The organism is Pseudoxanthomonas broegbernensis, from assembly GCF_014202435.1.
Classification (GTDB): Bacteria; Pseudomonadota; Gammaproteobacteria; order Xanthomonadales; family Xanthomonadaceae; genus Pseudoxanthomonas; species Pseudoxanthomonas broegbernensis.
The window spans coordinates 512,049-536,486 of the sequence record NZ_JACHGU010000002.1 but is presented as its reverse complement, the minus strand read 5'-3'; the positions used below and the strand labels follow the sequence as shown (position 1 = coordinate 536,486).

Annotated in this window: 21 protein-coding genes; 15 read left to right on the top strand and 6 right to left on the bottom strand. The window is 70.7% G+C overall.

The genetic code is table 11. The features are described 5' to 3' along the window. Positions 1–6: 6 nt before the first annotated feature. Together HNR76_RS06025 and HNR76_RS06020 are read right to left on the bottom strand one after the other, a co-directional pair. Positions 7–939 (bottom strand): FKBP-type peptidyl-prolyl cis-trans isomerase, encoded by a 933-nt coding sequence (locus HNR76_RS06025; protein WP_162309969.1) that lies wholly within the window; start codon positions 937–939, stop codon positions 7–9. A gap of 83 nt (positions 940–1,022) precedes the next feature. After that, positions 1,023–1,586 carry a glutathione peroxidase gene (locus HNR76_RS06020; RefSeq protein ID WP_162309968.1) on the bottom strand — a complete coding sequence of 188 codons (564 nt, stop codon included), beginning with the start codon at positions 1,584–1,586 and terminating at the stop codon, positions 1,023–1,025. Positions 1,587–1,705: 119 nt separating this feature from the next. Here HNR76_RS06020 and HNR76_RS06015 point away from each other — a divergent pair, with 119 nt between their 5' ends. The 5 genes from HNR76_RS06015 to HNR76_RS05995 all read left to right on the top strand — a co-directional run bounded on the left by HNR76_RS06015 (position 1,706) and on the right by HNR76_RS05995 (position 5,006). Further along, complete coding sequence (locus HNR76_RS06015) at positions 1,706–1,951, top strand: hypothetical protein (RefSeq protein WP_162309967.1); 246 nt, start codon at positions 1,706–1,708, stop codon at positions 1,949–1,951. Positions 1,952–1,954: 3 nt separating this feature from the next. Continuing rightward, the gene (locus tag HNR76_RS06010) at positions 1,955–2,320 is read left to right on the top strand and encodes a GntR family transcriptional regulator (RefSeq protein WP_162309966.1); all 366 of its coding nucleotides are present in this window, start codon (positions 1,955–1,957) and stop codon (positions 2,318–2,320) included. Next, a complete protein-coding gene (locus tag HNR76_RS06005; protein ID WP_162309965.1) occupies positions 2,317–3,210 on the top strand; it encodes an ABC transporter ATP-binding protein in 894 nt (297 codons plus the stop codon). Before HNR76_RS06010 ends, HNR76_RS06005 begins: the two co-directional genes overlap by 4 nt. Continuing rightward, on the top strand, positions 3,207–4,205 hold the full coding sequence (locus HNR76_RS06000; protein WP_162309964.1) for an ABC transporter permease: 999 nt from the start codon (positions 3,207–3,209) through the stop codon (positions 4,203–4,205). The genes HNR76_RS06005 and HNR76_RS06000 overlap by 4 nt, the downstream gene beginning before the upstream one ends. A 123-nt stretch (positions 4,206–4,328) precedes the next feature. Continuing rightward, a complete protein-coding gene (locus HNR76_RS05995) occupies positions 4,329–5,006 on the top strand; it encodes a YggN family protein (RefSeq protein WP_162309963.1) in 678 nt (225 codons plus the stop codon). A gap of 40 nt (positions 5,007–5,046) precedes the next feature. Here HNR76_RS05995 and HNR76_RS05990 read toward each other — a convergent pair whose 3' ends face one another. Continuing rightward, positions 5,047–6,444 carry a class II fumarate hydratase gene (locus HNR76_RS05990; RefSeq protein WP_162310127.1) on the bottom strand — a complete coding sequence of 466 codons (1,398 nt, stop codon included), beginning with the start codon at positions 6,442–6,444 and terminating at the stop codon, positions 5,047–5,049. A gap of 441 nt (positions 6,445–6,885) precedes the next feature. Here HNR76_RS05990 and purB point away from each other — a divergent pair, with 441 nt between their 5' ends. From purB to HNR76_RS05940, 10 genes are all read left to right on the top strand, one after another. Next, the gene (gene purB, locus HNR76_RS05985) at positions 6,886–8,256 is read left to right on the top strand and encodes an adenylosuccinate lyase (RefSeq protein ID WP_162309962.1); all 1,371 of its coding nucleotides are present in this window, start codon (positions 6,886–6,888) and stop codon (positions 8,254–8,256) included. Between the two features lie 293 nt (positions 8,257–8,549). Then, the gene (bla, locus tag HNR76_RS05980; RefSeq protein ID WP_162309961.1) at positions 8,550–9,458 is read left to right on the top strand and encodes a subclass B3 metallo-beta-lactamase; all 909 of its coding nucleotides are present in this window, start codon (positions 8,550–8,552) and stop codon (positions 9,456–9,458) included. Positions 9,459–9,598: 140 nt separating this feature from the next. Beyond that, positions 9,599–10,834 (top strand): cupin domain-containing protein, encoded by a 1,236-nt coding sequence (locus HNR76_RS05975; protein WP_162309960.1) that lies wholly within the window; start codon positions 9,599–9,601, stop codon positions 10,832–10,834. After that, entirely contained in the window at positions 10,831–11,730 is a 900-nt protein-coding gene (locus HNR76_RS05970; RefSeq protein WP_162309959.1) for a GNAT family N-acetyltransferase, read from the top strand. The genes HNR76_RS05975 and HNR76_RS05970 overlap by 4 nt, the downstream gene beginning before the upstream one ends. Before the next feature lie 474 nt (positions 11,731–12,204). Beyond that, on the top strand, positions 12,205–15,036 hold the full coding sequence (locus HNR76_RS05965; protein ID WP_162309958.1) for a 2-oxoglutarate dehydrogenase E1 component: 2,832 nt from the start codon (positions 12,205–12,207) through the stop codon (positions 15,034–15,036). A gap of 49 nt (positions 15,037–15,085) precedes the next feature. Further along, a complete protein-coding gene (gene sucB, locus HNR76_RS05960; RefSeq protein WP_162309957.1) occupies positions 15,086–16,333 on the top strand; it encodes a dihydrolipoyllysine-residue succinyltransferase in 1,248 nt (415 codons plus the stop codon). Between the two features lie 155 nt (positions 16,334–16,488). Next, positions 16,489–17,925 carry a dihydrolipoyl dehydrogenase gene (gene lpdA / locus HNR76_RS05955; protein ID WP_162309956.1) on the top strand — a complete coding sequence of 479 codons (1,437 nt, stop codon included), beginning with the start codon at positions 16,489–16,491 and terminating at the stop codon, positions 17,923–17,925. Between the two features lie 185 nt (positions 17,926–18,110). Then, a complete protein-coding gene (locus HNR76_RS05950) occupies positions 18,111–18,308 on the top strand; it encodes an MFS transporter (RefSeq protein ID WP_183982144.1) in 198 nt (65 codons plus the stop codon). Next, complete coding sequence (locus HNR76_RS05945; protein WP_162309955.1) at positions 18,305–18,898, top strand: LOG family protein; 594 nt, start codon at positions 18,305–18,307, stop codon at positions 18,896–18,898. Before HNR76_RS05950 ends, HNR76_RS05945 begins: the two co-directional genes overlap by 4 nt. A gap of 226 nt (positions 18,899–19,124) precedes the next feature. Then, positions 19,125–20,123 (top strand): YhdH/YhfP family quinone oxidoreductase, encoded by a 999-nt coding sequence (locus HNR76_RS05940; protein ID WP_162309954.1) that lies wholly within the window; start codon positions 19,125–19,127, stop codon positions 20,121–20,123. A gap of 43 nt (positions 20,124–20,166) precedes the next feature. On the opposite strand, the gene HNR76_RS05935 is transcribed toward HNR76_RS05940, so the two are convergent. From HNR76_RS05935 to dnaK, 3 genes are all read right to left on the bottom strand, one after another. Further along, a complete protein-coding gene (locus tag HNR76_RS05935) occupies positions 20,167–20,961 on the bottom strand; it encodes a glycoside hydrolase family 16 protein (protein WP_425501758.1) in 795 nt (264 codons plus the stop codon). A 204-nt stretch (positions 20,962–21,165) separates the two neighbouring features. Further along, the gene (gene dnaJ / locus HNR76_RS05930; protein ID WP_162309952.1) at positions 21,166–22,287 is read right to left on the bottom strand and encodes a molecular chaperone DnaJ; all 1,122 of its coding nucleotides are present in this window, start codon (positions 22,285–22,287) and stop codon (positions 21,166–21,168) included. A 152-nt stretch (positions 22,288–22,439) separates the two neighbouring features. Then, on the bottom strand, positions 22,440–24,407 hold the full coding sequence (gene dnaK, locus HNR76_RS05925) for a molecular chaperone DnaK (RefSeq protein WP_282959740.1): 1,968 nt from the start codon (positions 24,405–24,407) through the stop codon (positions 22,440–22,442). Between the last annotated feature and the right edge of the window lie 31 nt (positions 24,408–24,438).

Genomic DNA, 24,438 nt, shown 5'->3' with positions numbered 1-24,438 from the left:
CCGGACTTACGGGGCGATGCCCAGCAGTTCCACGTCGAAGGTCAGGGTCGCGTCCGGGCCGATCTTGCCGCCCGGCGCGCCGTTGGCGCCGTAGGCCAGGTCCGACGGGATCCAGAAGCGGTACTTGGCGCCCACCGGCATCAGCGCCACGCCCTCGGTCCAGCCGGCAATCACCTGGTCCAGGCCGAACTCGGCCGGCTGGCCGCGCTCGTAGGAACTGTCGAACACGGTGCCGTCCAGCAACTTGCCCTCGTAGTTCACGCGCACCCGGTCGCTCGGCATCGGACGCGGGCCGCTGCCCTCGCGCAGGACCAGGTACTGCAGGCCCGACGGCCTGGCGATCACGCCCTTCTGCTCGCGGTTCTTGGCCAGGAACGCGGCGCCGTCGGCGCGGTTCTGCTGCGCGGCGACCTGCTGCTTGCGGCCCATGTAGGCCTGCAGGGTGGCCATGGCCTCCTGCTCGTTCAGCAGCGGGGTGCCCTTGGCGAAGGAGGTGCGCAGCGCCTGGAACAGCACGTCCAGGTCCAGGTCGTCCTTCAGCGGTTCCAGCGAGGGGCCGACCATGCGGTCGCCCACCAGCAGGCCGACCTGCTCCCTGGGCGGCGCCTGCGGCTCGCTGCCGGGCGCCATGCCCGGCACGCGCTGCCCGGAGCGCGCCGCCACCACGGTCTGCAGCGCCATGTGGATCGCCTGGGCCTGCTCCTCCGGCTGCAGCGGCTCGGCGCCGGCGAAGGCGTTCTCCACCGCACGGCGCAGCGCGGCCAGGTCGATGTCCTGGGCGACCGACTCGAACGAGCGGGCCACGTCCAGGCCGATCGCGTAGCTGACCTTGTCCTTCTCGGTGGCCAGCGCGGCCTTGTCCTGTGCCATCGCCGCTCCCGTCATCATGCTCGCTCCCATCACCAGCGACGCCAGCGCGCCGCGCATGCGGTTGTTCATTCGTCAGAGTTCCGTAAGGGTTGGATCGATCCGCCGGCCGGGGCCGGCGCGGGCGCATTGTCGCACGCACGCGCCATGCCGGATCAGTGCGCCGGCACCGCCGCCTTGAGTTCGCGCTCGATCGCCGCCACCAGCGCGGGGTCCTGCGGCTCCACCGTGCTGACCCAGTTGCCGACCACGCGACCATCGCGCGAGACCAGATACTTGTGGAAGTTCCAGCCCGGCTCGGTGCCGGTGGCCCGGGCCAGGCGCTGGTACAGCGGCGTGGCCTGCGCGCCGAGCACGTGCACCTTCTCGTACATGGGGAACTTGACCCCGTAGGTGAGCGTGCAGAACTCCTGGATCTGCGCCTCGTCGCCGGACTCCTGGTTGCGGAAGTCGTTGGACGGGAAGCCGAGCACCGCGAAGCCGCGCGCCGCGTAGTGCTGCTGCAGCGCCTCCAGGCCTTCGTACTGCGGGGTGAAGCCGCACTTGCTGGCGGTATTGACCACCAGCAGCACCTTCCCGGCGTGCTGCTGGGCCAGGTTGACCGGTGTCTTTCCGGCCAGCGGACGGTATTCCACGTCCAGAAGGGACGGACCGGCGGCACTGGCAGAGGCGGCTAGGCCCAGGGAAATCGCAATGGAAATCAGGTACTTGAGGGACATCGAAGTGCCTCCTGATGCAGGACGGCCGGATGAGGGCCATCGATTGGAAGGGGGAGTGTTGACTCCACGTGTTTAGGTGTTATAGTTGAATACAACACCAGACAAGCAGGGTGAAGACCATGAAGCGCATCTCTTACGCGGGCCGGCTGGGATGGGCGGCGATGGGCGTGACGATGGCCCTGTCCGCCATGCGTTGGCTGCCCGAACAGGATCCGCGGCCGGCCGATTATGGACCGGCCGGGTCGGCCGTGGAGCATGCGCAGGGCGAACCGGGGGACGCCGTTAAGCGTCCGATGCGGCGGGTCCGGGCGTCCTCGTCCATGCCCTACTTCTCCTTCGCACGCGCCTTGCGCCCCCGGGGCTGACCCATGAGCGACATCCAATGGAGCGACGGCGCTCCGATCTACCGGCAACTCAAGGAGCGGGTGATCGCCATGATGCTGGACGGGCTGCTCACGCCGGGCGAGGCCCTGCCCTCGGTCCGCCAGGTCGCGGCCGAATACCGGCTCAACCCGATCACCGTCTCCCGCGCCTACCAGGAACTGGCCGACGAGGGCCTGGTGGAGAAGCGGCGCGGGCTGGGCATGTTCGTCACCGAGGAAGCCTCCAAGAAGCTGCGCAGCAGCGAGCGCGAGCGCTTCCTCACCGAAGAATGGCCCGCCGTGGCCGAACGCATCCAACGCCTGGGCCTGTCCATGCAGGACCTGCTCGATTCCCTGGAGAACCGCCGATGAGCGCCCTCGCCCCCGAGACCGACCACCCCGACGCGGCGGTGGTCTCCGCCCATGGCCTGCGCAAGGCCTACAAGCACAAGCTGGCGGTGGCCGGCGCCGACTTCCGGATCGGCGCCGGGCGCATCGTCGGCCTGATCGGCCCCAACGGCGCCGGCAAGACCACCGCGCTGAAGGCCATCCTCGGCCTGATCCCGTTCGAGGGCCGGCTGAGCGTGCTGGGCCTCGACCCGCGCACCCGGCGCGAGGAGCTGATGAACCAGGTCTGCTTCATCGCCGACGTGGCGGTGCTGCCGCGCTGGCTGCGGGTGCGCGAGGCGATCGACTTCGTCGCCGGCGTGCATCCGCGCTTCGACCGCGCTAAGTGCGAGCGCTTCCTGGCCAACACCCAGCTCGACCCGAAGCTGCGCGTGCGCGAGATGTCCAAGGGCATGATCGTGCAGTTGCACCTGGCCCTGGTGATGGCCATCGACGCGCGCCTGCTGGTGCTGGACGAGCCGACCCTGGGCCTGGATATCCTCTACCGCAAGCAGTTCTACCAGCGCCTGCTGGAGGACTACTTCGACGAGCACAAGACCATCCTGGTCACCACCCACCAGGTCGAGGAGATCGAGCACATCCTCACCGACGTGCTGTTCATCCGCGACGGCCGGATCGTGCTCTCGGCCGAGATGGACGAAGTGGCCGACCGCTACACCGAGCTGCTGGTCGGCGCCGACGCGCTGGAGCCGGCGCGCGCACTGCGGCCCATCGACGAGCGCGCCCTGCCCTTCGGCAAGACCGTGCTGCTGTACGACGGGGTGCGGCAGGCGCAGCTATCGGGCCTGGGCGAGACCCGCAAGCCCGGCCTGGCCGACCTGTTCGTGGCCATCATGAAGGGAACCTACGCATGAACGCACTGCCCGCCACGCCGGCCCGCGCGCCGGCCATGGCCAAGTTCGCCTGGCTGCTGAAGCGCGAGTTCTGGGAGAACCGCGGAGGATTCGTCTGGGCCCCGGCCATCGCCGGCGCCATTATCGTAGTGCTGAACCTGATCCTGGCGGTCATCGGCAGCATCGCCGCCCGCCGCAGCATGGGCGACAGCGGCTTCGTGTTCGGCGGCGAGGCCGGCCAGATGCACCAGGCGCTGGGCGCGATGGGCGACGGCATGCTGCTGTCCGGCGTGATGCTGGCCTGCGTGGTGCTGGCGTTCGTGGTGTTCTTCTACGCGCTGGGCTCGCTGTACGACGACCGCCGCGACCGCAGCGTGCTGTTCTGGAAGTCGCTGCCGGTGTCGGACCTGCAGATGGTGCTGTCCAAGGCGACCTGGGCCCTGGTGCTGGCGCCGCTGTACGCGATCGGGGTGGGCCTGCTGATCGGCGTGGCGCTGTGGGTGGCCTGCGCCCTCACCATCACCATCAACGGCCTGCCCGCGGCCACGGCGGTGTTCACCCAGTCCCATCCGCTGCGGATCATCGGCGGCGTGCTGGCCTCGCTGCCGGTGTACATGGTCTGGGCCCTGCCGACGGTGGGCTGGCTGATGTTCTGCTCGGCCGCCGCCCGTTCCAAGCCGTTCCTGTGGGCGGTACTGGTGCCGGTGCTGGCCTGCGTGGTCATCAGCATGGTCTCGATCCTGCCCGGCGTGCAGATCGCGCACGGCACGGTCTGGTACGCCGGCTTCTACCGCATGCTGCTGAGCGTGCTGCCCGGCACCTGGTACCCGACCATCAGCGGCGGCATCGCTGACCCCGCGGTCCGGGCCGCGACGCCCGACGACCTGGCCAATGCGATCGACCTGACCCGTAGCTGGCACGCCTTCGCCGCCGCCGACATCTGGATCGGCGCGGCGGTGGGTGTGGCCTTCATCGCGATGGCGGTGTACCTGCGCCGCTGGCGCGACGAAGCCTGACCGGCCGCGGCGGCCGGCCGGGCGACCACCGCCGGCATGCCGCCGCGCCACCCGACCACCGGGATGCACGTGCCCGACCAGAGCGCGAATCGGCGCGCCTTCCTCTCCAACGGAGACTTACCCATGAACGCTTTCCGCCCGCGCCCACATGTCCTGCCCGTACTGTTGGCGTGCCTGCTGCCGCTGGCCGCCTGCAGCCGTGAACCGGCTCCCGCCGACCCGGCCACCGCCGGCAAGAGCGACACCCTGCTCGGCCAGGCCGTTCGCCAGGGGCTGGAAAAGGCCCGCCAGGAGCTGGCCACGAAGAACATCCCCATCGGCGGCGACGCCGGCAAGGGCATCAACCTCGGCGGCCGCAACCGCGATGCCGGCGACCTGCCGCGGGCCGAGATCAGCCCGCAGGGCGACCTGCTGATCGACGGCAAGGCGGTACCGGTGAACGAGGAGCAGCGCCGGCTGCTGCTGGTCCACCGCGCACGCATCGTCGCCATCGCCGAAGCCGGCATCGAGGTGGGCGCGCAGGGCGCGGACCTCGGCGCCAAGGCGGCGGTGGGCGCGCTGAAGAGCGTGCTCAGCGGCGACTCGGACGCGTTCGAAAAGCAGATGGAGGCCGAGGGCAGGCGGATCGAGGCCGAAGCGCTGAAGATCTGCGACCGCATGCCCGCCCTGCTGCAGTCGCAACAGGCCCTGGCCGCCGTGCTGCCCGCCTTCGTCCCCTACGCGACGATGGACGCATCGGACATCGAGGACTGCCGCGAAGACCGCGAGGCCGCCGAGGCCGCCGAGGCCGCGGCATCCTGAAGCAGGCGCGGGACCGCGGCCGGGCCGGCGGCGACGGCGCTCAGCCGCCTCCGCCGCCGGGCTTGCCGTGGATGCCGCCCCGCGCCAGCAGCGCCGGGTCCAGCAGCGGCCCGAGCGTCTTCTCCGGCAGGCCGGTGACTTCCATCGCCACCTCCAGCACCGGCCGCCCTTCCTTGTAGGCGCGCTTGGCGATGGCCGCGCCCTTCTCGTAGCCGATCACCGGGTTCAGCGCGGTGACCAGGATCGGGTTGCGTTCCAGCGCCTCCTTCACCCGCTCGCCGCGCACCTTCAGCCCGGCGATGCTCGAATCGGCCAGCAGCCGCGAGACGTTCGACAGCAGTTGGATCGACTCCAGCAGGTTGGCCGCGATCAGCGGCAGGGTCACGTTGAGCTGGAAGTTGCCGGTCTGCCCGGCCACGGTAATGGCGGTGTGATGGCCGATCACCTGCGCGGCGGCCATGACCGTCGCCTCCGGGATCACCGGGTTGACCTTGCCGGGCATGATCGAACTGCCCGGCTGCAATGCCGGCAGCTCGATCTCGCCCAGCCCGGCCAACGGCCCGGCGTTCATCCAGCGCAGGTCATTGGCGATCTTGATCAGGGCCACCGCCAGCGCGTTGAGCTGGCCGGACAATTCGACCGCGTCGTCCTGCGCGGCCAGGCCCTCGAACTTGTCGTCGGCGCTCTCGAACCGGGTGCCGGCCAGCGCCGAGATCGCCTTGGCCGCCTTCGGGCCGAAGCGTGGGTCGGCATTGATCCCGCTGCCGATGGCCGTACCGCCCAGTGGCAGGCGGCGCAGGCGCTTGAGCGCATCCTCGATGCGCGCCTCGGCCGATTCCAACTGCGAGGCCCAGGCACCGAACTCCTGCTCGAAGGTCAGCGGCATCGCGTCCATCAGGTGGGTACGGCCGGTCTTGACCACCCGGCGCAGCTCGCGGCCGCGGCGGCGGATGGTACGGCGCAGGTGCTTGAGCGCCGGCAGCAGGTCCTCGACCACCGCCAGTTGCGCCGAGACCCGGATCGCGGTGGGCACCACGTCGTTGGAACTCTGGCCCAGGTTGACGTGGTCGTTCGGGTGCACCTTGCCCTTGTCCGCCCTGCCGGAGGCCCCCTCCCGCCGGCGCGTCGCCAGCGCGGCGATCACCTCGTTGGCGTTCATGTTCGACGAAGTGCCCGAGCCGGTCTGGTAGATGTCGACCGGGAAGTGGGCGTCGTACCGGCCCGCGGCCACGTCCAGCGCCGCGGCGCGCACCGCGGCGGCCACGCCCTTGGGCAGCAGGCCCAGGCCGGCGTTGACCTCGGCCGCGGCGGCCTTGACCAGGCCCAGCGCACGGATGAAGCCGCGCGGCATCGGCCGCCCCGAGACGGGGAAGTTCTGCACCGCGCGCTGGGTCTGCGCGCCCCACAGGGCATCGGCCGGGACCTGCAGCTCGCCCATGCTGTCGCGTTCGGTACGGGTGCGCACGGTGGAGGCGTCGGCCGCGGCGGCCGCGGCGGTCGCGCGGGGATTGCGGGGCCTGCGGGCCGCCGGCGCCTGGGCGCGGGAACGGGGGGGGGTCTTGCTCATTGACCGTCTCCAGTGAGGATGGACTACGGCGGGCGGCCGGCGGAACCGGCGGCTGGCTGAGGCTGGGCAGCATACGCCAGGCCGTCTGCCCCGGGCTTTCGTCCCACCGGCCGGGCCTTGTCGCGATTCTTCGCCCCTCCTCCACGGAACGCAGCCCGCCTCGCGGTTTATTGCCGGGCGACGCCTCCCTTGCGCGGCCGCCCCACGCATGGCACGGACCCATCCGCCGGACCGCGGCGTTGGCCCCTGCCAGCCACACGCGGGACTACACGTCCTAAACTAGGCGGCTCCGTCCACCAGCCAAGCCTTCCCATGCCGGATTCCGCCCTGCTCGCCCTGTCCCCGCTCGACGGCCGCTACGCCGCCAAGGTCGATGCGCTGCGCCCGATCTTCTCCGAGTACGGCCTGATCCGCGCCCGGGCGAAGGTAGAGGTGGAATGGCTGCTGGCGTTGGCGGCCGAACCGGGCATCGCCGAGCTTCCAGCCTTCTCCGCCCAGGCCCAGGCGCGCCTGCGCGCGCTGGCCGAAGGCTTCTCGGTCGCCGACGCGGCCCGGGTCAAGGAAATCGAGCGCACCACCAACCACGACGTCAAGGCGGTGGAATACTTCATCAAGGAGCGGCTGCAGGACGATGCCGGAGAACTCGGCCCCGCCCTGGAGTTCGTCCACTTCGCCTGCACCAGCGAGGACATCAACAACCTGTCCTACGCGCTGATGCTGCGCCAGGCGCGCGACACCGTGCTGCTGCCGGCGATCGACGGCGTCGCCTCCGTCCTGCGCCGGCTGGCCCACGACCAGGCCGCCCAGCCGATGCTCTCGCGCACCCACGGCCAGACCGCCTCGCCCACCACCCTGGGCAAGGAAGTGGCCAACGTGGTGGCCCGCCTGGAGCGCCAGCGCCGACAGATCGCCGCGGTCGAACTGACCGGCAAGATCAACGGCGCGGTGGGCAACTACAACGCCCACGCCGTGAGCTACCCGGACGTGGACTGGCCGGCGTTCGCGCAGCGCTTCGTCGAATCGCTGGGTCTGCCGTTCAACCCCTACACCACCCAGATCGAGCCGCACGACAGCATCGCCGAGCTGGGCGACGCGGTGCGCCGCGCCAACACCGTGCTGGTCGACCTGGCCCGGGACGTGTGGGGCTACATCTCGCTGGGCTACTTCAAGCAGAAGCTCAAGGAAGGCGAGATCGGTTCCTCGACCATGCCGCACAAGGTCAACCCGATCGACTTCGAGAACGCCGAAGGCAACTTCGGCGTCGCCAATGCCCTGTTCGAGCACTTCTCCGCCAAGCTGCCGATCAGCCGCTGGCAGCGCGACCTCACCGACTCCACGGTGCTGCGCGCGCTGGGCACGGCCTTCGGCCACACCCAGGTGGCGCTGGACTCGCTGGCCAAGGGCCTGGGCAAGCTGACCGTGAACCCCGAGCGCCTGGACGCCGACCTGGACGCGGCCTGGGAGGTGCTGGCCGAGGCCGTGCAGACGGTGATGCGCCGCCACGGCCTGCCCAACCCGTATGAGCAGCTCAAGGCGCTGACCCGCGGCCAGGGCATCGACGCGCAGGCCATGCGCGGCTTCGTCGCTTCGCTGGACCTGCCGGCGGACGTGCGCGAGCGCCTGGCCGCGCTTACCCCCGCCGGCTACACCGGCCTGGCCGAGAAGCTGGCCCGCGGCATCTGAGGCGCTGAGGCGCCTCGGCCGTCGTCCCTGCGAAACGCCTCGCAGCCGGATGGCCGATCTCGCGGGGACCCAGCTCTTTGCGGGCCGGCCCACCCGAAGCGTCCCGGATGCCTGCCGACGGAAAGCAGAAGGAGGAGGCTCCGGCCGCCGGCCGTGGCCGGGGACATGAGTGGCGGCAGGCATCGTGCCGGGACGCCCCCCAGCCGTGCCTCTCCGGCGCACCGCGATGGCAGGCACGCCGCCACGGGCGCCTGCTAGAGTTCCGGCCCACGCCCGCTTTCCAGGATTCCCGCATGCCCGCCTTCCGTGCCCCGCCCCTCGGCCTGCTGCTCCTGGCCGCCACGGCCGGCGGCGCGCATGCGGCCCCCGCCGCGCCGCTGCCGGCGCGCTGCCCGGCCGACGCCGGCTGGGACACGCCCTCGGCTCCGCACCACATCCACGGCGACACCTGGTACGTGGGCACCTGCGGCATCACCGCGCTGCTGCTGGCCTCGCCCGAAGGCCACGTCCTGCTCGACGGCGGCACCGCCCAGGGCGCGGCGCTGATCGAGGCCAACATCCGCGCCCTGGGCTTCGACCTGCGCGACGTGCGCTACATCGCCGGCTCCCACGAGCATTTCGACCACGCCGGCGGCATCGCCGCGCTGCAGCAGGCCAGCGGCGCCACCGTGGTGGCCCGCGCCCCGGCGGCCGAGGTGCTGCGCCGCGGCCGCAGCGGCCGCGACGATCCACAGTACGGCGTGCTGGAGGCGTTCGCGCCGCTGCCCGGCGAGGTCCGTCCGATCGCCGACGGCCAGGTGCTGGAACTGGGACCGCTGCGCCTGACCGCCCACGCCACGCCCGGGCATACCCTCGGCAGCACCAGTTGGACCTGGCGCTCCTGCGAGGGGCGGGAATGCCTGGACATCGCCTACGCCGACAGCCTGACCGCGATCTCCGACGACGACTGGCGCTTCGGCGACGAAGAAGCGCACCCGGGCTACCTGGCCGCGTTTCGCCGCAGCCTGGACACGGTCGCCGCCCTGCCTTGCGACATCCTGATCACCCCGCACCCGTCCGCCAGCGGCCTGCTGTCGCGTATCGGCACGGACGCGGACCAGCCGCTGGCCGCACCGGGCGCCTGCCGGGCGTACGCGGACAAGGCCCGCGCCCGCCTGGACCGGCGCTTGGCCGAGGAAGAAGCCGCCGCGCCGCCGCGCTAGCGCGGCGGGCCGGGCCGAGGGCCGCCCGCCCGGCCGCCGTGCCCGCTCCGCGACCGATGGCACCGGCGGGCGTTCTGCCGATCAACCGGGGACCCGTGCATGCGCGACAATGGCCGCCTTGCCGCCCCGCCCCCGCATCGATGAAGAAGACGCCGAGAGCCGCTGCCCTGCCATTCGAGATCCAGGCCACCGGCGGGCAGCCGCTGGGCATGCCGCCGCAGCGGTTCCTGCGCCACTACTGGCACAAACGGCCGTTGCTGATCCGCAACGCCTTCCCCGGCTTCCAGACCCCGGTCATGCCCGAAGACCTGGCCGGCCTGGCCTGCGAGGAAGGCGCCCTGGCGCGGCTGGTCGCCCACGATCGCGCCGAAGGAAGCTGGGACGTGCGCACCGGCCCCTTCCAGGAAGAGGATTTCCCCGGCCTGCCCGACCGCGACTGGACCCTGCTGGTGCAGGACGTGGACAAGTGGGACCCGGACGTGGCCGCGGTGCTGGATCACTTCCGCTTCCTTCCGCGCTGGCGCATCGACGACGTGATGGTCAGCTTCGCCGCCACCGGCGGCTCGGTCGGCGCGCACGTGGACCACTACGACGTGTTCCTGCTGCAGGCCCTGGGCCACCGCCGCTGGCAGATCGACGCCAGCGCGGCGATGGGCCGCAAGGCGCCGGACCTGTCCTTCCGCGAGGACGTGGCGATCAAGCTGCTGCGCCGCTTCCGGCCCACCCACGACTGGGTGCTGGGCCCGGGCGACATGCTCTACCTGCCGCCGCTGGTCCCGCACCACGGCGTGGCCGAGGAACCGTGCCTGACCTTCTCGGTGGGCACGCGCGCGCCGTCCTCGGCCGAACTCATCGGCGACTGGCTGGACGAGGTGTTGATCGACGCCGACGAGTCCGTCCGCTACCACGACGAGGACCTGGCCCTGCCGGCCGACCCGGGGGAAATCGACGCGGCGGCCATGGGCCGCGTGGTCGAGGCGCTCAACGCGATCCGCATGGACGACCCGGACCGCCTGGGCGACTGGTTCGGCCGCTTCATCACCACCTACCGCGCCGCCGGCGAGGTCATGCCTTCCGGCGCGGAGCTGCCACGCGAGGGCGTGGAGGAACTGCTGGCCCATGGCGCGGCGCTGCAGCGCCATCCGTGGTCGCGGATGGCCTGGCGGCGCAATCGCCGCGGCGCCAGCCTGTTCTGCAGCGGCCGCACGCTGGGCCTGGCGGTGGCCGATGCGCGCCGCATCGCCGCCGCATCGCGCATTGATGCGGCGGCCTGGTCGGCCCTGTCGCCGAAGGGACGCGACGCCGTGCTCGCCCTGCACCAGTCCGGGCACTACGCCCTGCAGGGCCACGACCCGGACGCGGACGCACCGGTGTGACCGGCATCGCCGTCGCGGCGGCCGACTACGCCCGAGACCATGCGCGGCTGCACGCGCTGCGCGAGGACGTCTTCGTGCGCGAGCAACGGGTCCCGCCGGAGCTGGAACGCGATGCGCTGGACCCGTCGAGCCACCACGTGCTCGCCCTGGCCCCGGACGGCCGGGTGCTGGGAACCGCCCGGCTGACGCCCGAGCGCCGGATCGGGCGCATGGCCGTGCTCGCCTCCGCCCGTGGCCGCGGCATCGGCCGCGCGCTGCTGGATGCATTGGTGGAAGAGGCCCGCCGCCGCGGCTGGCCGGAGGTGTCGCTGCACGCGCAGTGCCATGCATTGCCCTTCTATGCCCGTGCGGGATTCGTGCCCTTCGGCCCGGGCTTCGAGGAGGCCGGCATCGGCCATCGCCAGATGCGCTGCCGCCTGGACGGCCCCACTCCCTTCGCCGATGCCGACGGCGCGGCCGCGCTGCTGCTGGCGCTGGCCGCCAGCGCCCGGCGCGAACTGGGGATCTACAGCCGGCGCCTGGACCCGGGCCTGCTCGACCGCACGGACGTGATCGACGCGCTGCGCCGCTTCGCCATCCGCTCCGGCGAGCGGCGCGTGCGCCTCCTGCTGCAGGACGCCGCCACGCCCCAGCGCGACGACGCGCCGCTGCTGGCCCTGGCCCAGCGCCTGCCCAGCGTGTTCGCCTTCCGCCAGGTCCAGGACCCGGTCGATGCCGGCTATCCGTCCGCACATGCCTTCAACGATACCGGCGGCATGTGCTTCCGCCCGCTGGGCGACCGCTTCGGCGGCGAGGGCGGCCTCCGGGTTCCGGTGCAGGCGCGGCGCTTGCAGCGGGAATTCGGCCGCGCCTGGGAACGCTCGCGCCCCTGCATCGAATACCGCGCCCTCACCTGAGCGAAGCCGATGCGGCAGGCGGCACGGTCCGTCCCATTTCCGGCCTCGCCATGCCCGCGCGAAGCCGCCCGCGGCGTTCCGTGCGCAGCGCCGCCGCCCGCTCCTCGCACGAACCTGCGCGCGCAGGAGCCGGGATGCTTTCCGGGCCGCGCATGGACCGACGCCTCCTGTGGCGCAGCATGCAAGGCCGATCGCGTGGACCGCGCCGATGGCGGATGCGCATACACGCCGTACATGTCATGGAGCTGTCATCGCCGACCTTTTCCCGACGAATCCTCGACGAATGCTTGCGCGCCCGGAGGCTTCTGCGCGCGAGTGTGAACCAAGCCATGACGCAGGGCCCGGTTTGGGCTTTTTCACCCTTCGGCCAAGCCCTTCCACCCGGTATTGAGGGTTATACTTTTTGGAGCTGTCGAGCCCGCTCCGCGGGGCCGGGCCATGCAGGCCCACCCTCCACCCAGACCCGACCTCATTGTGGACAACTCAATCAAGCAGTTTGCGCAGTCTTCGCAACTCGGCAGCAATGCCGCCTACATCGAGGACCTGTACGAGCAGTACCTGGTCTCCCCCGACAGCGTCGATCCGAAGTGGAAGTCCTACTTCGACGGGTTCCAGGGCCGCGAAGCGGGCGATGTCCCGCATTCGGCGGTCATCGCCCACGTGGCCCAGGCCGCGCGGGAAGCCGCCAACAACGGCCATGCCGTCGCTACCGGCGCCGGCGACGAGCGCGAACGCAACGTCGGCCGCCTGATCACCGCCTACCGCTCCCGCGGCCACCTCGGCGCCCAGGTCGACCCGCTCGCCCTGACCCCGCCGATGAACCCGCCGGACCTGGGCCTGTCCTATCACGACCTGTCCGAGCGCGACCTGGACAGCGAGTTCAGCACCGGCGGCCTGGCCGGCCAGCCGCGGATGAAGCTGCGCGACCTGCTCGCCCGGCTCAAGGCGACCTACACCGGCCCCATCGGCGCCGAGTTCATGCACATCTCCGAGGTCGAGCAGCGCCAATGGCTGTACCAGCGCCTGGAAGCGGCCGGCGGCGACTACGGCCTGAGCGCCGAGACCCGCAAGCGCGTGCTCGAGCGGCTGACCGCCGCCGAGGGCCTGGAGCGCTACCTGCACACCAAGTACGTCGGCCAGAAGCGCTTCTCGCTGGAAGGCGGCGACTCGCTGATCCCGCTGCTGGACACGGTGATCCGCCAGTCCGGCATGGACCGGGTCAAGGACATCGTGATCGGCATGGCCCATCGCGGCCGCCTCAACGTGCTGGTCAACACCCTGGGCAAGAACCCGCGCAAGCTGTTCGACGAGTTCGAGGGCAAGTTCGAGCACGACGCCCTGGCCCATGCCGGCGACGTGAAGTACCACATGGGCTTCTCCGCCGACATCGCCACCCCCGGCGCGCCGGTGCACCTGGCCCTGGCCTTCAACCCCTCGCACCTGGAGATCGTCGACCCGGTGGTCGCCGGCTCGGTGCGTTCGCGCCAGGAGCGCCGCGGCGACGTCGAGCGCAAGCAGGTCCTGCCGATCCTGATCCACGGCGACGCCGCCTTCGCCGGCCAGGGCGTGGTGATGGAGCTGTTCCAGATGTCGCAGGCGCGCGGCTTCGCCGTCGGCGGCACCGTGCACGTGGTGGTCAACAACCAGATCGGCTTCACCATCAGCGCCCGCGACGACGCCCGCTCCACCCTGTACTGCACCGACGTGGCCAAGATGGTCGGCGCACCGGTGTTCCACGTGAACGGCGACGACCCGGAAGCGGTCGCGTTCGTGGCCAGGCTGGCCTACGAGTTCCGCCAGGAATTCAAGAAGGACGTGGTCATCGACCTGGTCTGCTACCGCCGCCACGGCCACAACGAGGCCGACGAGCCGGCGGCGACCCAGCCGATCATGTACCAGACCATCCGCAAGCATCCGACCACGCGCGAGATGTACGCCGCGCGCCTGGAAAAGGCCGGCGTGATCGCCGCCGACGAGGGCAAGGCCCTGGTCGACGCCTATCGCGACAAGCTCGACGCCGGCGAGGTCACCACCGAGCTGGCCGGCTCCAAGCCGGAGGACTACGAGCTGTCGATCGACTGGTCCAGGTACCTGTCGGGCACGCTTTCGGACGCGGTCGACACCCGGGTCAAGAAGGCCACGCTCGCCCAGTTGGCCAAGATCATCAACACCGTCCCGCAGGGCGTGACGCTGCATCCGCGCGTGGCCAAGATCTACGAAGACCGGATGAAGATGACCGCCGGCGACATCCCCGGCGACTGGGGCTTCGCCGAGAACCTGGCGTACGCCACCCTGCTGTCCGAGGGCCACGGCCTGCGCCTGGTGGGCCAGGACGCCGGCCGCGGCACCTTCTTCCATCGCCACGCCATCCTCCACGACCAGAAGACCGACAGCTACTACCTGCCGCTGCGCCAACTGGTCGAAAGCCCCGAGCAGGCCACCGTGATCGACTCGCTGCTCAGCGAGGAGGCGGTGATGGCGTTCGAGTACGGCTTCTCCACCACCGACCCCAACACCCTGGACATCTGGGAAGGCCAGTTCGGCGACTTCGCCAACGGCGCCCAGGTGGTGATCGACCAGTTCATCGCCTCCGGCGAGGCCAAGTGGGGCCGCATCTCCGGGCTGACCCTGCTGCTGCCGCACGGCTACGAGGGCCAGGGGCCCGAGCACAGCTCCGCGCGCCTGGAGCGCTTCCTGCAGTTGTGCGCGCTGGAGAACATGCTGGTCTGCGTGCCCACCACCCCGGCGCAGTGCTTCCACATGCTGCGCCGGCAGATGAAGATGGGCACCCGCAAGCCGCTGGTGGTGATGAGCCCGAAGTCGCTGCTGCGCCACAAGCTGGCCGTGTCGACTCTGGACGAGCTGGCCGACGGCGAGTTCCAGCACCTGATCCCGGACACCGCCGCCGACCCGAAGAAGGTCGAGCGCGTGGTGCTGTGCTCGGGCAAGGTCTACTACGACCTGCTGGAGGACGCGCGCAAGCGCGGCCAGGACAACGTGGCCCTCGTCCGCATCGAGCAGCTCTATCCGTTCCCGCGCGAGGCGCTGGCCACCGTGCTGCAGACCTACGCCAAGGCCGCCGAGGTGGTCTGGTGCCAGGAAGAGCCGCAGAACCAGGGCGCGTGGTACCAGATCAAGCACCACCTGCAGGCCTGCCTGGCCAAGGGCCAGGCCCTGAGCTACGCCGGCCGCAGCCGCTCGCCCTCCCCGGCCGTCGGCCATTTCGCCGACCACGTCGAGGAGCAGTTGCAACTGGTCGCCGACGCGCTGGTCAACCCGCCCGGCAACCAGATCGTCGCCGAGTAAGACTCGCCCCACCGCCCTTACAACATACGTACCAAGGACGCCCCATCCCATGGCCACCGAAGTCAAAGTCCCGGTCCTTCCCGAATCCGTCTCCGACGCCACCATCGCCGGCTGGCACAAGAAGGCCGGCGAGGCGGTCAAGCGCGACGAGAACCTTGTGGACCTGGAGACCGACAAGGTCGTGCTCGAGGTCCCCTCGCCGGTCGACGGCGTGCTCAAGGAAATCAAGTTCCAGGAAGGCGACACGGTGACCAGCCAGCAGGTGCTGGCGATCATCGAGGAAGGCGCATCGGTTGCCGGCGACGCGGCCCAGGCCGCGCCCGCCAAGGACGACCAGCCCGCCGCCGGTGCCGAGGAAGTGCAGGCCAAGGCCGGCGCCGCCAAGGCCCAGGCCGCCGCGCCGTCCTCGACCAAGCCCGCGCCGGCCACCTCGTCCGGCCCTTCGGACGCCGGGCTGCCGCCGGGCGCCCGCTTCGCCGCGGCCAAGGAAGGCGTCGACCCGTCGCAGGTGGAAGGCACCGGCCGCCGCGGCGCGGTGACCAAGGAGGACATCCTCAACTACGCCCGCAGCGGCGGCGCCGGCAAGGCCGGCGGCGCGCGCCCGGAAGAGCGCGTGCCGATGACCCGCATCCGCAAGCGCATCGCCGAGCGCCTGATGGAGTCGAAGAACTCCATCGCCATGCTGACCTCGTTCAACGAGGTCAACCTGGCCAAGGTGGCGGCCGCGCGCAAGGAGCTGGGCGAGGACTTCCAGAAGACCCACGGCATCAAGCTGGGCTTCATGAGCTTCTTCGTGAAGGCCGCGGCCAACGCGCTGCAGCGCTTCCCGGCGGTCAACGCCTCGGTCGACGGCAACGACATCATCTACCACGGCTATGCCGACATCTCCATCGCCGTGTCCACCGACAAGGGCCTGGTGACGCCGGTGCTGCGCAACGTCGAGCGGATGGGCTTCGCCGACATCGAGAAGGGCATCGCCGAATACGCCAAGAAGGCGCGCGACGGCAAGCTCGCGCTGGAAGACCTGCAGGGCGGCACCTTCACCATCACCAACGGCGGCACGTTCGGCTCGCTGATGTCCACGCCGATCGTGAACCCGCCGCAGAGCGCGATCCTGGGCATGCACACCATCAAGGAGCGCCCGATCGCCGAGAACGGCCAGGTCGCGATCGCGCCGATGATGTACATCGCCCTGTCCTACGACCACCGCATCATCGACGGCAAGGACGCGGTGCAGTTCCTGGTGGACATCAAGAACCAGCTCGAGAACCCGAACCGGATCCTGTTCGGGCTGTAAGCGCTCCCGCGCCGCCCTCCCACGGGGGCGGCGTCTTTCGCGGGGCCCGCGGAACACACGCTTCACTCCAGCCCGCCCTGCGCACTTCTTCCGCCCTCCGGGGCCGCTTCGCCGGACGCGCACGCGCCGGGAGGCGCAAGGCAAAGGAACTGGAAATGGCTGAACAATTCGACGTCGTCGTCATCGGTGCCGGCCCCGCCGGCTACCACGCCGCGATCCGCGCCGCGCAACTGGGCCTGAAGACCGCGTGCATCGACGCGGGACTGGGCAAGGACGGCAAGCCGGCCCTGGGCGGCACCTGCCTGCGGGTGGGCTGCATCCCGTCCAAGGCGCTGCTGGATTCCTCGCGCCAGTTCTGGAACATGGGCCACCTGTTCGGCGATCACGGCATCAGCTTCAAGGACGCGAAGATCGACGCGGCGGCGATGGTCGGCCGCAAGGACAAGATCGTCAAGCAGTTCACCGGCGGCATCGCGAGCCTGTTCAAGGCCAACAAGATCGCCCCGTACTACGGCTTCGGCGAGCTGCAACCGGGCAACGTGGTCAAGGTCAGGCAGCACGACGGTTCCGAGGTCGAACTCAAGGGCACCAACGTCGTCATCGCCGCCGGCTCGGACTCGATCGAGCTGCCGTTCGCCAAGTACGACGGCCAGGCCATCGTCGACAACGTCGGCGCGCTGGACTTCGCCGAGGTGCCGCAGCGCCTGGCGGTGATCGGCGCCGGCGTGATCGGCCTGGAGCTGGGCAGCGTGTGGAAGCGCCTGGGCGCGGAGGTCACCATCCTCGAGGCGCTGCCGGACTTCCTGGCCGTGGCCGACGCCGAAGTGGCGAAGACCGCGCTGAAGGAATTCAAGAAGCAGGGCCTGGACATCAAGCTCGGCGCCAAGGTTTCGGCCACCGAGGTCAAGGCCAAGGGCAAGAAGAAGGAAGTGGTCGTCACCTACACCGATGCCGAAGGCGAGAAGACCCTGACGGTGGACAAGCTGCTGGTGGCCGTCGGCCGCCGTGCCGCGACCCAGGGCCTGCTGGCCGAGGGCACCGGCGTCCGGCTCGACGACCGGGGCCGGGTGATGGTGGACGAGCACTGCCACACCGGCGTGGACGGCGTGTGGGCGGTGGGCGATTGCGTGCGCGGGCCGATGCTGGCGCACAAGGGCTTCGAGGAAGGCATCGCCGTGGCCGAGCTGATCGCCGGCCTGCCGGGCCACGTCAACTTCGACACCATCCCGTGGGTCATCTACACCGAGCCGGAGATCGCCTGGGTCGGCAAGACCGAGCAGCAGCTCAAGGCCGACGGCGTGCCGTACAAGGCCGGCAGCTTCCCGTTCGCCGCCGTCGGCCGCGCCGTGGCCATGGGCGAGCCGGCCGGCTTCGTCAAGGTGATCGCGCATGCCGAGACCGACCGCGTGCTGGGCATGCACCTGGTCGGCGTGGGCGTTTCCGAACTGGTCCACGAGGGCGTGCTGACCATGGAATTCAGCGGCTCGGCCGACGACCTGGCACGCATCTGCCACGCCCACCCGACCCTGTCCGAAGCGATCCACGACGCCGCCATGGCGGTGGACAAGCGCGCCATCCATAAAGCCAACTGAAAGTGGGCTTTATGGATGCAAGAGTCCGCAAAGCGGACTCTTGCATGAGTGCTGCCATCCCCGCCGTTCCGCGCCTCCGGCGCGGACTGCCCCCAACTTGGGGGGCTACGGCACGCGAAGCCGGGCAATGCCCGGCTTCGCCTTCTTCGGATACCGTGCTGCCGTTACTCCGACAGGAACCCGCCATGTCTTCCAAGGGACTCCCGCCTCGTGTCACTGCTGGGCTCTACATCGCCGCCGGCGTGTTCTTCTTGCTCGGGGCGCTAGCCAGCCGGCAGATCGCCTTCAGCGGCGTCGGCGTGGCCTTCATCGCGCTGGGCGCGGCCATGCTGGTGCGACAACGCAAACCCAAGGACCGACCCTTTTCCGGAACCGGGCGATGAAATCCATCTGCGTCTATTGCGGCTCCAATGCCGGCAGCAAGCCGGCCTATACGGAACGCGCGATCGCCCTGGGCGACCGCATCGCCAAGGAAGGCCTGCGCCTGGTCTACGGGGGCGGCAACGTCGGCCTGATGGGCACGGTGGCCAACGCGGTGCTGGCCGCCGGCGGCCAGGTCACGGGGGTGATCCCCAAGCAACTGGCCGACTGGGAGGTGGCCCACCGCGGCCTGACCGAACTGGAGATCGTCGGCTCGATGCACGAGCGCAAGATGCGCATGTTCGAACGGTCCGACGCCTTCGTCGCCCTGCCCGGCGGCTTCGGTACGATGGAGGAGATCTTCGAGATGCTGACCTGGCGCCAGCTCGGCATCGGCAACAAGCCCTGCGCCTTCCTCGACGTCGAAGGCTTCTACGCGCCGCTGATCGGCATGATCGACCGCATGGTCGCCGAGCGCTTCCTGCACCCGGACCAGCGCACGGACCTGTGGCACGGCAGCGACATGGAGCGGATGCTGGAATGGATGCGCGCGTACGAGCCGGCGCAGGCCTCAAAGTGGATCGACGAGAAACGACGCGACGTCATGCGCTGAGGCCACCGCGCGGCGGCGGCGCGGCAGGTCGATGGCCTGCAGGGTTCACCGCCCGGACGCAGGAGCCGGCTTCGGACGGCGACGCACCGCCCCGGCAGCCCCTCGGGCGCCCCGCCGGCTCCGGAAGCCCTGTCGCCGGCTAAGGCCGGCTCCTGCGGGATCGGGCTTCCGCAACCGTTGCCGCGGCGCGTGCCAGAATCCGGCTTCCCGAGTCCGAGGACGCCGCATGAACATCCCCGCCGCCTTCCCCGCCTTCCGCATCCGCAACGACGACGCCGGCTACCGCAGCGGCATCGAGCCGCTGTCGCTGGACGACCTCTCGCCGGGCGAGGTGGTGGTCGAGGCCGCATGGTCGTCGGTCAACTACAAGGATGCGCTGGCCGGTACCGGCAGGGGCAAGATCCTGCGCCGCTTCCCGCTGGTCGGTGGCATCGACGTCGCCGGCCACGTGGTCGCCTCCAGCGCTCCCCGGTTCCGCGAAGGCGATGCGGTGCTGGTCACCGGGTGCGGCCTGAGCGAGACCCGCGACGGCGGCTACGCGGCGTACGCACGCCTGCCCGCCGAATGGGTGGTGACCCTGCCCCGGGGCCTGAACCTGCGCCAGGCCATGGTCCTGGGCACCGCCGGCTTCACCGCCGCGCTGGCCCTGTACCGGATGCGCGAGAACCGGCAGGCGCCGGCGATGGGGCCGCTGGCGGTCACCGGCGCCACCGGCGGCGTGGGCTCGCTGGCGGTGGCGATCTTCAGCCGGGCCGGCTACGAAGTGCATGCGATCAGCGGCAAGGCCGACCAGGCAGGCTACCTGAGGTCGCTGGGCGCGGCCGAGGTACTCGGCCGCGACGCGCTGGACGCCCGCCGACCGCTGGAATCGGTGCGCTTCGGCGGCGGCCTGGACAACGTCGGCGGGCCGATGCTGGTCGGCCTGCTGGCCCGGACCGCCCCCTACGGCAACGTCGCCTCGGCCGGCCTGGCCGCCACCGCGTCGCTGGATGCGCTGACGGTGATGCCGTTCATCCTGCGCGGGGTATCGCTGCTGGGCATCGGCTCGGCCGGCACCGCGCGCGACATCCGCGACGACATCTGGGCGCTGCTGGCCGACGACTGGAAGCCGGCGCAACTGGAAGCGATCTGCACCCGCGAGGCGACCCTGGAGGAACTGCCGGGCGTGTTCGACACGATGCTCGCCGGCGGCTCGCTGGGCCGCACCGTGGTCCGCCTGCGCTGAGGGCATAGCGGCCGCTGCCCGCGCCATCCGCGAGGATGCGCGGCTACGGTTCGAGCAGCGGGTACACGCGCACGTAGTCCACCTCCATCCACGCCGGGAAGGCGGCCTCGTCCACGCCCTGGGCGCCACCCCAGCTACCGCCCACGGCCAGGTTCATCAGCAGATGGAAGCGCTGGTCGAACGGCCATGCGTCCGCACCGGTGCCCTCGTTGGCGAACTCGAAGGCGGGCGCATCGTCGATGTAGCCGCGGATCGCATCGGGCGTCCAGTCCACGCGGTAGCGGTGGAAGGCGCCGCTGGCGTCGGCCACCGTCGTCGCCTGGCCGCGCTGGGTGCCGATCTTGTGGTTGTAGGCCTGGGTATGGACGGTGACGTGGACCTGTCCGGGTTCGTGGCCGACGTGTTCCATGATGTCGATCTCGCCCGAGCGCGGCCAGTGGCCGTAGCGGTTGTCCGTGGGCAGCATCCACAGCGCCGCCCAGGCGCCACGGCCGACCGGCAGGCGCGCGCGTATCTCGACGCGGCCATAGAGGAAATCGCCCTTGCCGCGCGAGACCAGCCGCGCCGAGGTGAAGCGGTTCTTCCCCGCCCTCTGCTTGCGCGCGACGATGGTCAGCAGGCCGTCGCCGACGAAGGCATTGGCCAGTTGGTCGGTGTAGTGCTGCAGCTCGTCGTTGCCCCAGCCGCTGCCGCCGGTGTCGTAGCCCCACCTGGCCGGATCGGGCGCGCCGTCATAGTCGAACTCGTCCTGCCACACTGGGGTGGGCCCGAAGTTCCACTCCACCCCGGCCGCGCCTGGATCGGCGCCGACGTTCGCCGCCACGACGGCGGCCAGCACCCACAGCATCCTCCCCGCCCACGCGGGACCACGCCTGCCGCACCGATCCATCCCCTGCTCCACGGATACCGCCCATGCGCGGTAGTCCGATTCTAGGCAGACGCGCGCGTACAGGGGTGCTGCGGCGCAGCAGCCGCCTCGTGCGCAGGCGCGCCGCCCGCGAAAGCCGCCATGCCCGCGAGACCGGAGCCGGCATCCGCGCGATCAGGACGAGGTCATGCGGTCCCAGAACGACTTCACCCCATCCAGGAACGTGGCCGAGCGCGGCGAATGCCGGCGGCCCTCCTCGCCGATGAAGGTGGCCTCGAACTTCTCCAGCAACTCGCGCTGCTCGGCGGTGAGGTTGACCGGGGTCTCGACCACCACGCGGCAATACAGGTCGCCGGGGTTGCGGCTGCGCACCGAGCGCACGCCCTTGCCGCGCAGGCGGAACACCTTGCCGCCCTGGGTCTCGGCGGGCACGCGGATCTCCGCCTCGCCGTCCAGGGTGGGCACGTTCACCGCATCGCCCAGCGCCGCCTGCGAGATGCGGATCGGCACGTCGCAGTGCAGGTCGTCGCCGTCGCGGCGGAAGATCGCGTGCTCGCGCACGCGCACCTCCACGTACAGGTCGCCCGGCGGCGTGCCCGGGGGGCCGGCCTCGCCCTCGCCGCCCAGGCGGATGCGGTCGCCGCTGTCCACGCCGGCCGGGATCTTCACCGACAGGGTCTTCTCGTCCTCGATCCGGCCGGCGCCGTGGCAGGCCTTGCATGGGTTTCGGATCGCCTGGCCGCGGCCGCCGCACTCCGGGCAGGCTTGCTGCATGGTGAAGATACCGCGCTGGAAGCGCACCTGGCCGCGGCCGTGGCAGGTACCGCAGGTCTCGACCTTGCCGTCCTCCGAGCCGCTGCCGTTGCAGCCCCGGCACTCGGCCAGGGTGGGAATCTCGATGCGCTTCTCGACGCCGGCGACGGCCTCTTCCAGGTCCAGCTCCATCACGTAGCCGATGTCGGCGCCGCGGCGCGCGGCGCGCCCGCCGCCGGCGCCGCCGAAGATGGTGCCGAAGATGTCGCCGAAGATGTCGTTCATGTCCGGCCCGGGGCCGCCGCCGCCCATGCCCTGCTCGAAGGCGGCATGGCCGTGGGTGTCGTAGGCGCGGCGCTTGGCCGCGTCCGTCAGCACCTCGTAGGCTTCCTTGCACTCCTTGAAGGACGCCTCGGCCGCCGCGTCGCCCGGATTGCGGTCGGGGTGGTGCTTCATCGCGCAGCGGCGGTAGGCCTTCTTCAGCTCTTCGTCGCTGGCGCCGCGGGCAACGCCCAGCACCTCGTAGTAATCGCGTTTGCTCATCGGTAATTCCGGGCTTCTTGCCTTGACCGCTTCATGGACCACCCCCTGGGCCGTCCCGCTTGGGCCGTGTCATGGAACAGCCCGCGCGGCCGGATCGACGACGCAGGCTGGCCGGCCGCGGGCGCCCACCGACGCCCGTACGGGATAGCGGCTTACTTCTTGTCGTCCTTGACCTCGGTGAACTCGGCATCGACCACGTCGTCCTGCGCACCGGCGGCACCGCCGCCGGACGCGTCGGCCTCGGCGCCGCCGGGCTGCTGGGCGGCGGCGGCGGCCGCGTACAGCGACTGCCCGGCCTCCTCCAGCGCCTTGGCCCGGGCCTCGATCTGCGCCTTGTCGTCGCCCTTGAGCGCGGTCTCCAGGTCGGCGACGGCCGACTCGACCCGGCCGATGACGTCGCCCGGCACCTTCTCGCCGTGCTCGGCGATGGCGCTGCGGGTGGCGTGGACCAGGCCGTCGGCCTGGTTGCGCGCCTGCACCAGTTCGTGGAACTTCTTGTCTTCCTCGCGGTTGGCCTCGGCGTCGGCCACCATCCGCGCGATCTCGTCCTCGGACAGGCCCGAGCCGGCCTTGATCTCGACCTTCTGCTCCTTGCCGGTCTTCTTGTCCTTGGCCGACACGTGCAGGATGCCGTTGGCGTCGATGTCGAAGGACACCTCCACCTGCGGCATGCCGCGCGGCGCGGAATCGATGCCGGTGAGGTCGAACTTGGCCAGCGACTTGTTGAAGCGGGCCTGCTCGCGCTCGCCCTGCAGCACGTGCACGGTCACCGCCGACTGGTTGTCCTCAGCGGTGGAGAACACCTGCGAGGCCTTGGTCGGGATGGTGGTGTTCTTCTCGATGATCTTGGTCATGACGCCGCCCAGGGTCTCGATGCCCAGGCTCAGCGGGGTCACGTCCAGCAGCAGCACGTCCTTGACGTCGCCGGCCAGCACGCCGCCCTGGATCGCCGCGCCCACGGCCACGGCCTCGTCCGGGTTGACGTCCTTGCGCGGCTCCTTGCCGAAGAACTCGGCCACCGCCGCCTGCACCTTGGGCATGCGGGTCTGGCCGCCGACCAGGATCACCTCGCCGATGTCGGAGGCGCGCAGGCCGGCGTCCTTCAGCGCGGTGCGGCACGGCTCGATCGACTTCTTCACCAGGTCCTCGACCAGCGCCTCCAGCTTGGCCCGGGTCAGCTTGATGGTCAGGTGCTTGGGACCGGACGCGTCGGCGGTGACGTACGGCAGGTTGACCTCGGTCTGCTGCGCGGACGACAGCTCGATCTTGGCGCGCTCGGCCGCGTCCTTCAGGCGCTGCAGGGCCAGCGGGTCCTTGCGCAGGTCGATGCCCTGATCCTTCTGGAACTCCTCGACCAGGTAGTCGATCACGCGCGCGTCGAAGTCCTCGCCGCCCAGGAAGGTGTCGCCGTTGGTGGCCAGCACCTCGAACTGCTTCTCGCCGTCGACCTCGGCGATCTCGATGATCGACACGTCGAAGGTGCCGCCGCCCAGGTCGTAGACCACGATCTTGCGGTCGCCGCCGTTCTTGTCCAGGCCGTAGGCCAGGGCCGCGGCGGTGGGCTCGTTGATGATGCGCTTGACGTCCAGGCCGGCGATGCGGCCGGCGTCCTTGGTCGCCTGGCGCTGGCTGTCGTTGAAGTACGCCGGCACGGTGATGACCGCCTCGGTGACGGTCTCGCCCAGGTAGGCCTCGGCGGTCTTCTTCATCTTCTCCAGGGTCTTGGCCGAGATCTCCTGCGGGGCCATCTTGCGGCCGTCGGCGGCGGCCACCCAGGCGTCGCCGTTGTCGTGCTGGAGGATCGCGTACGGCACCAGGTCCAGGTCCTTCTGGACCTCGGCGTCGGTGAACTTGCGGCCGATCAGGCGCTTGACCGCATAGAAGGTGTTCTTGGGGTTGGTGACCGCCTGGCGCTTGGCCGGCGCGCCGACCAGGACCTCGCCGTCCTTGGTGTAGGCCACGATCGAGGGCGTGGTGCGGTCGCCTTCGGCGTTCTCGATCACGCGGGCCTTGCCGCCGTCCATGATCGCGACGCACGAGTTGGTCGTGCCCAGGTCGATGCCGATGATCTTGCTCATGTGTGGATGCTCCCTCGGGAATGGATTGGCCGCTTCACGCACCGGCCTTGAGCGCTAGATGGAGGCCGCGCCG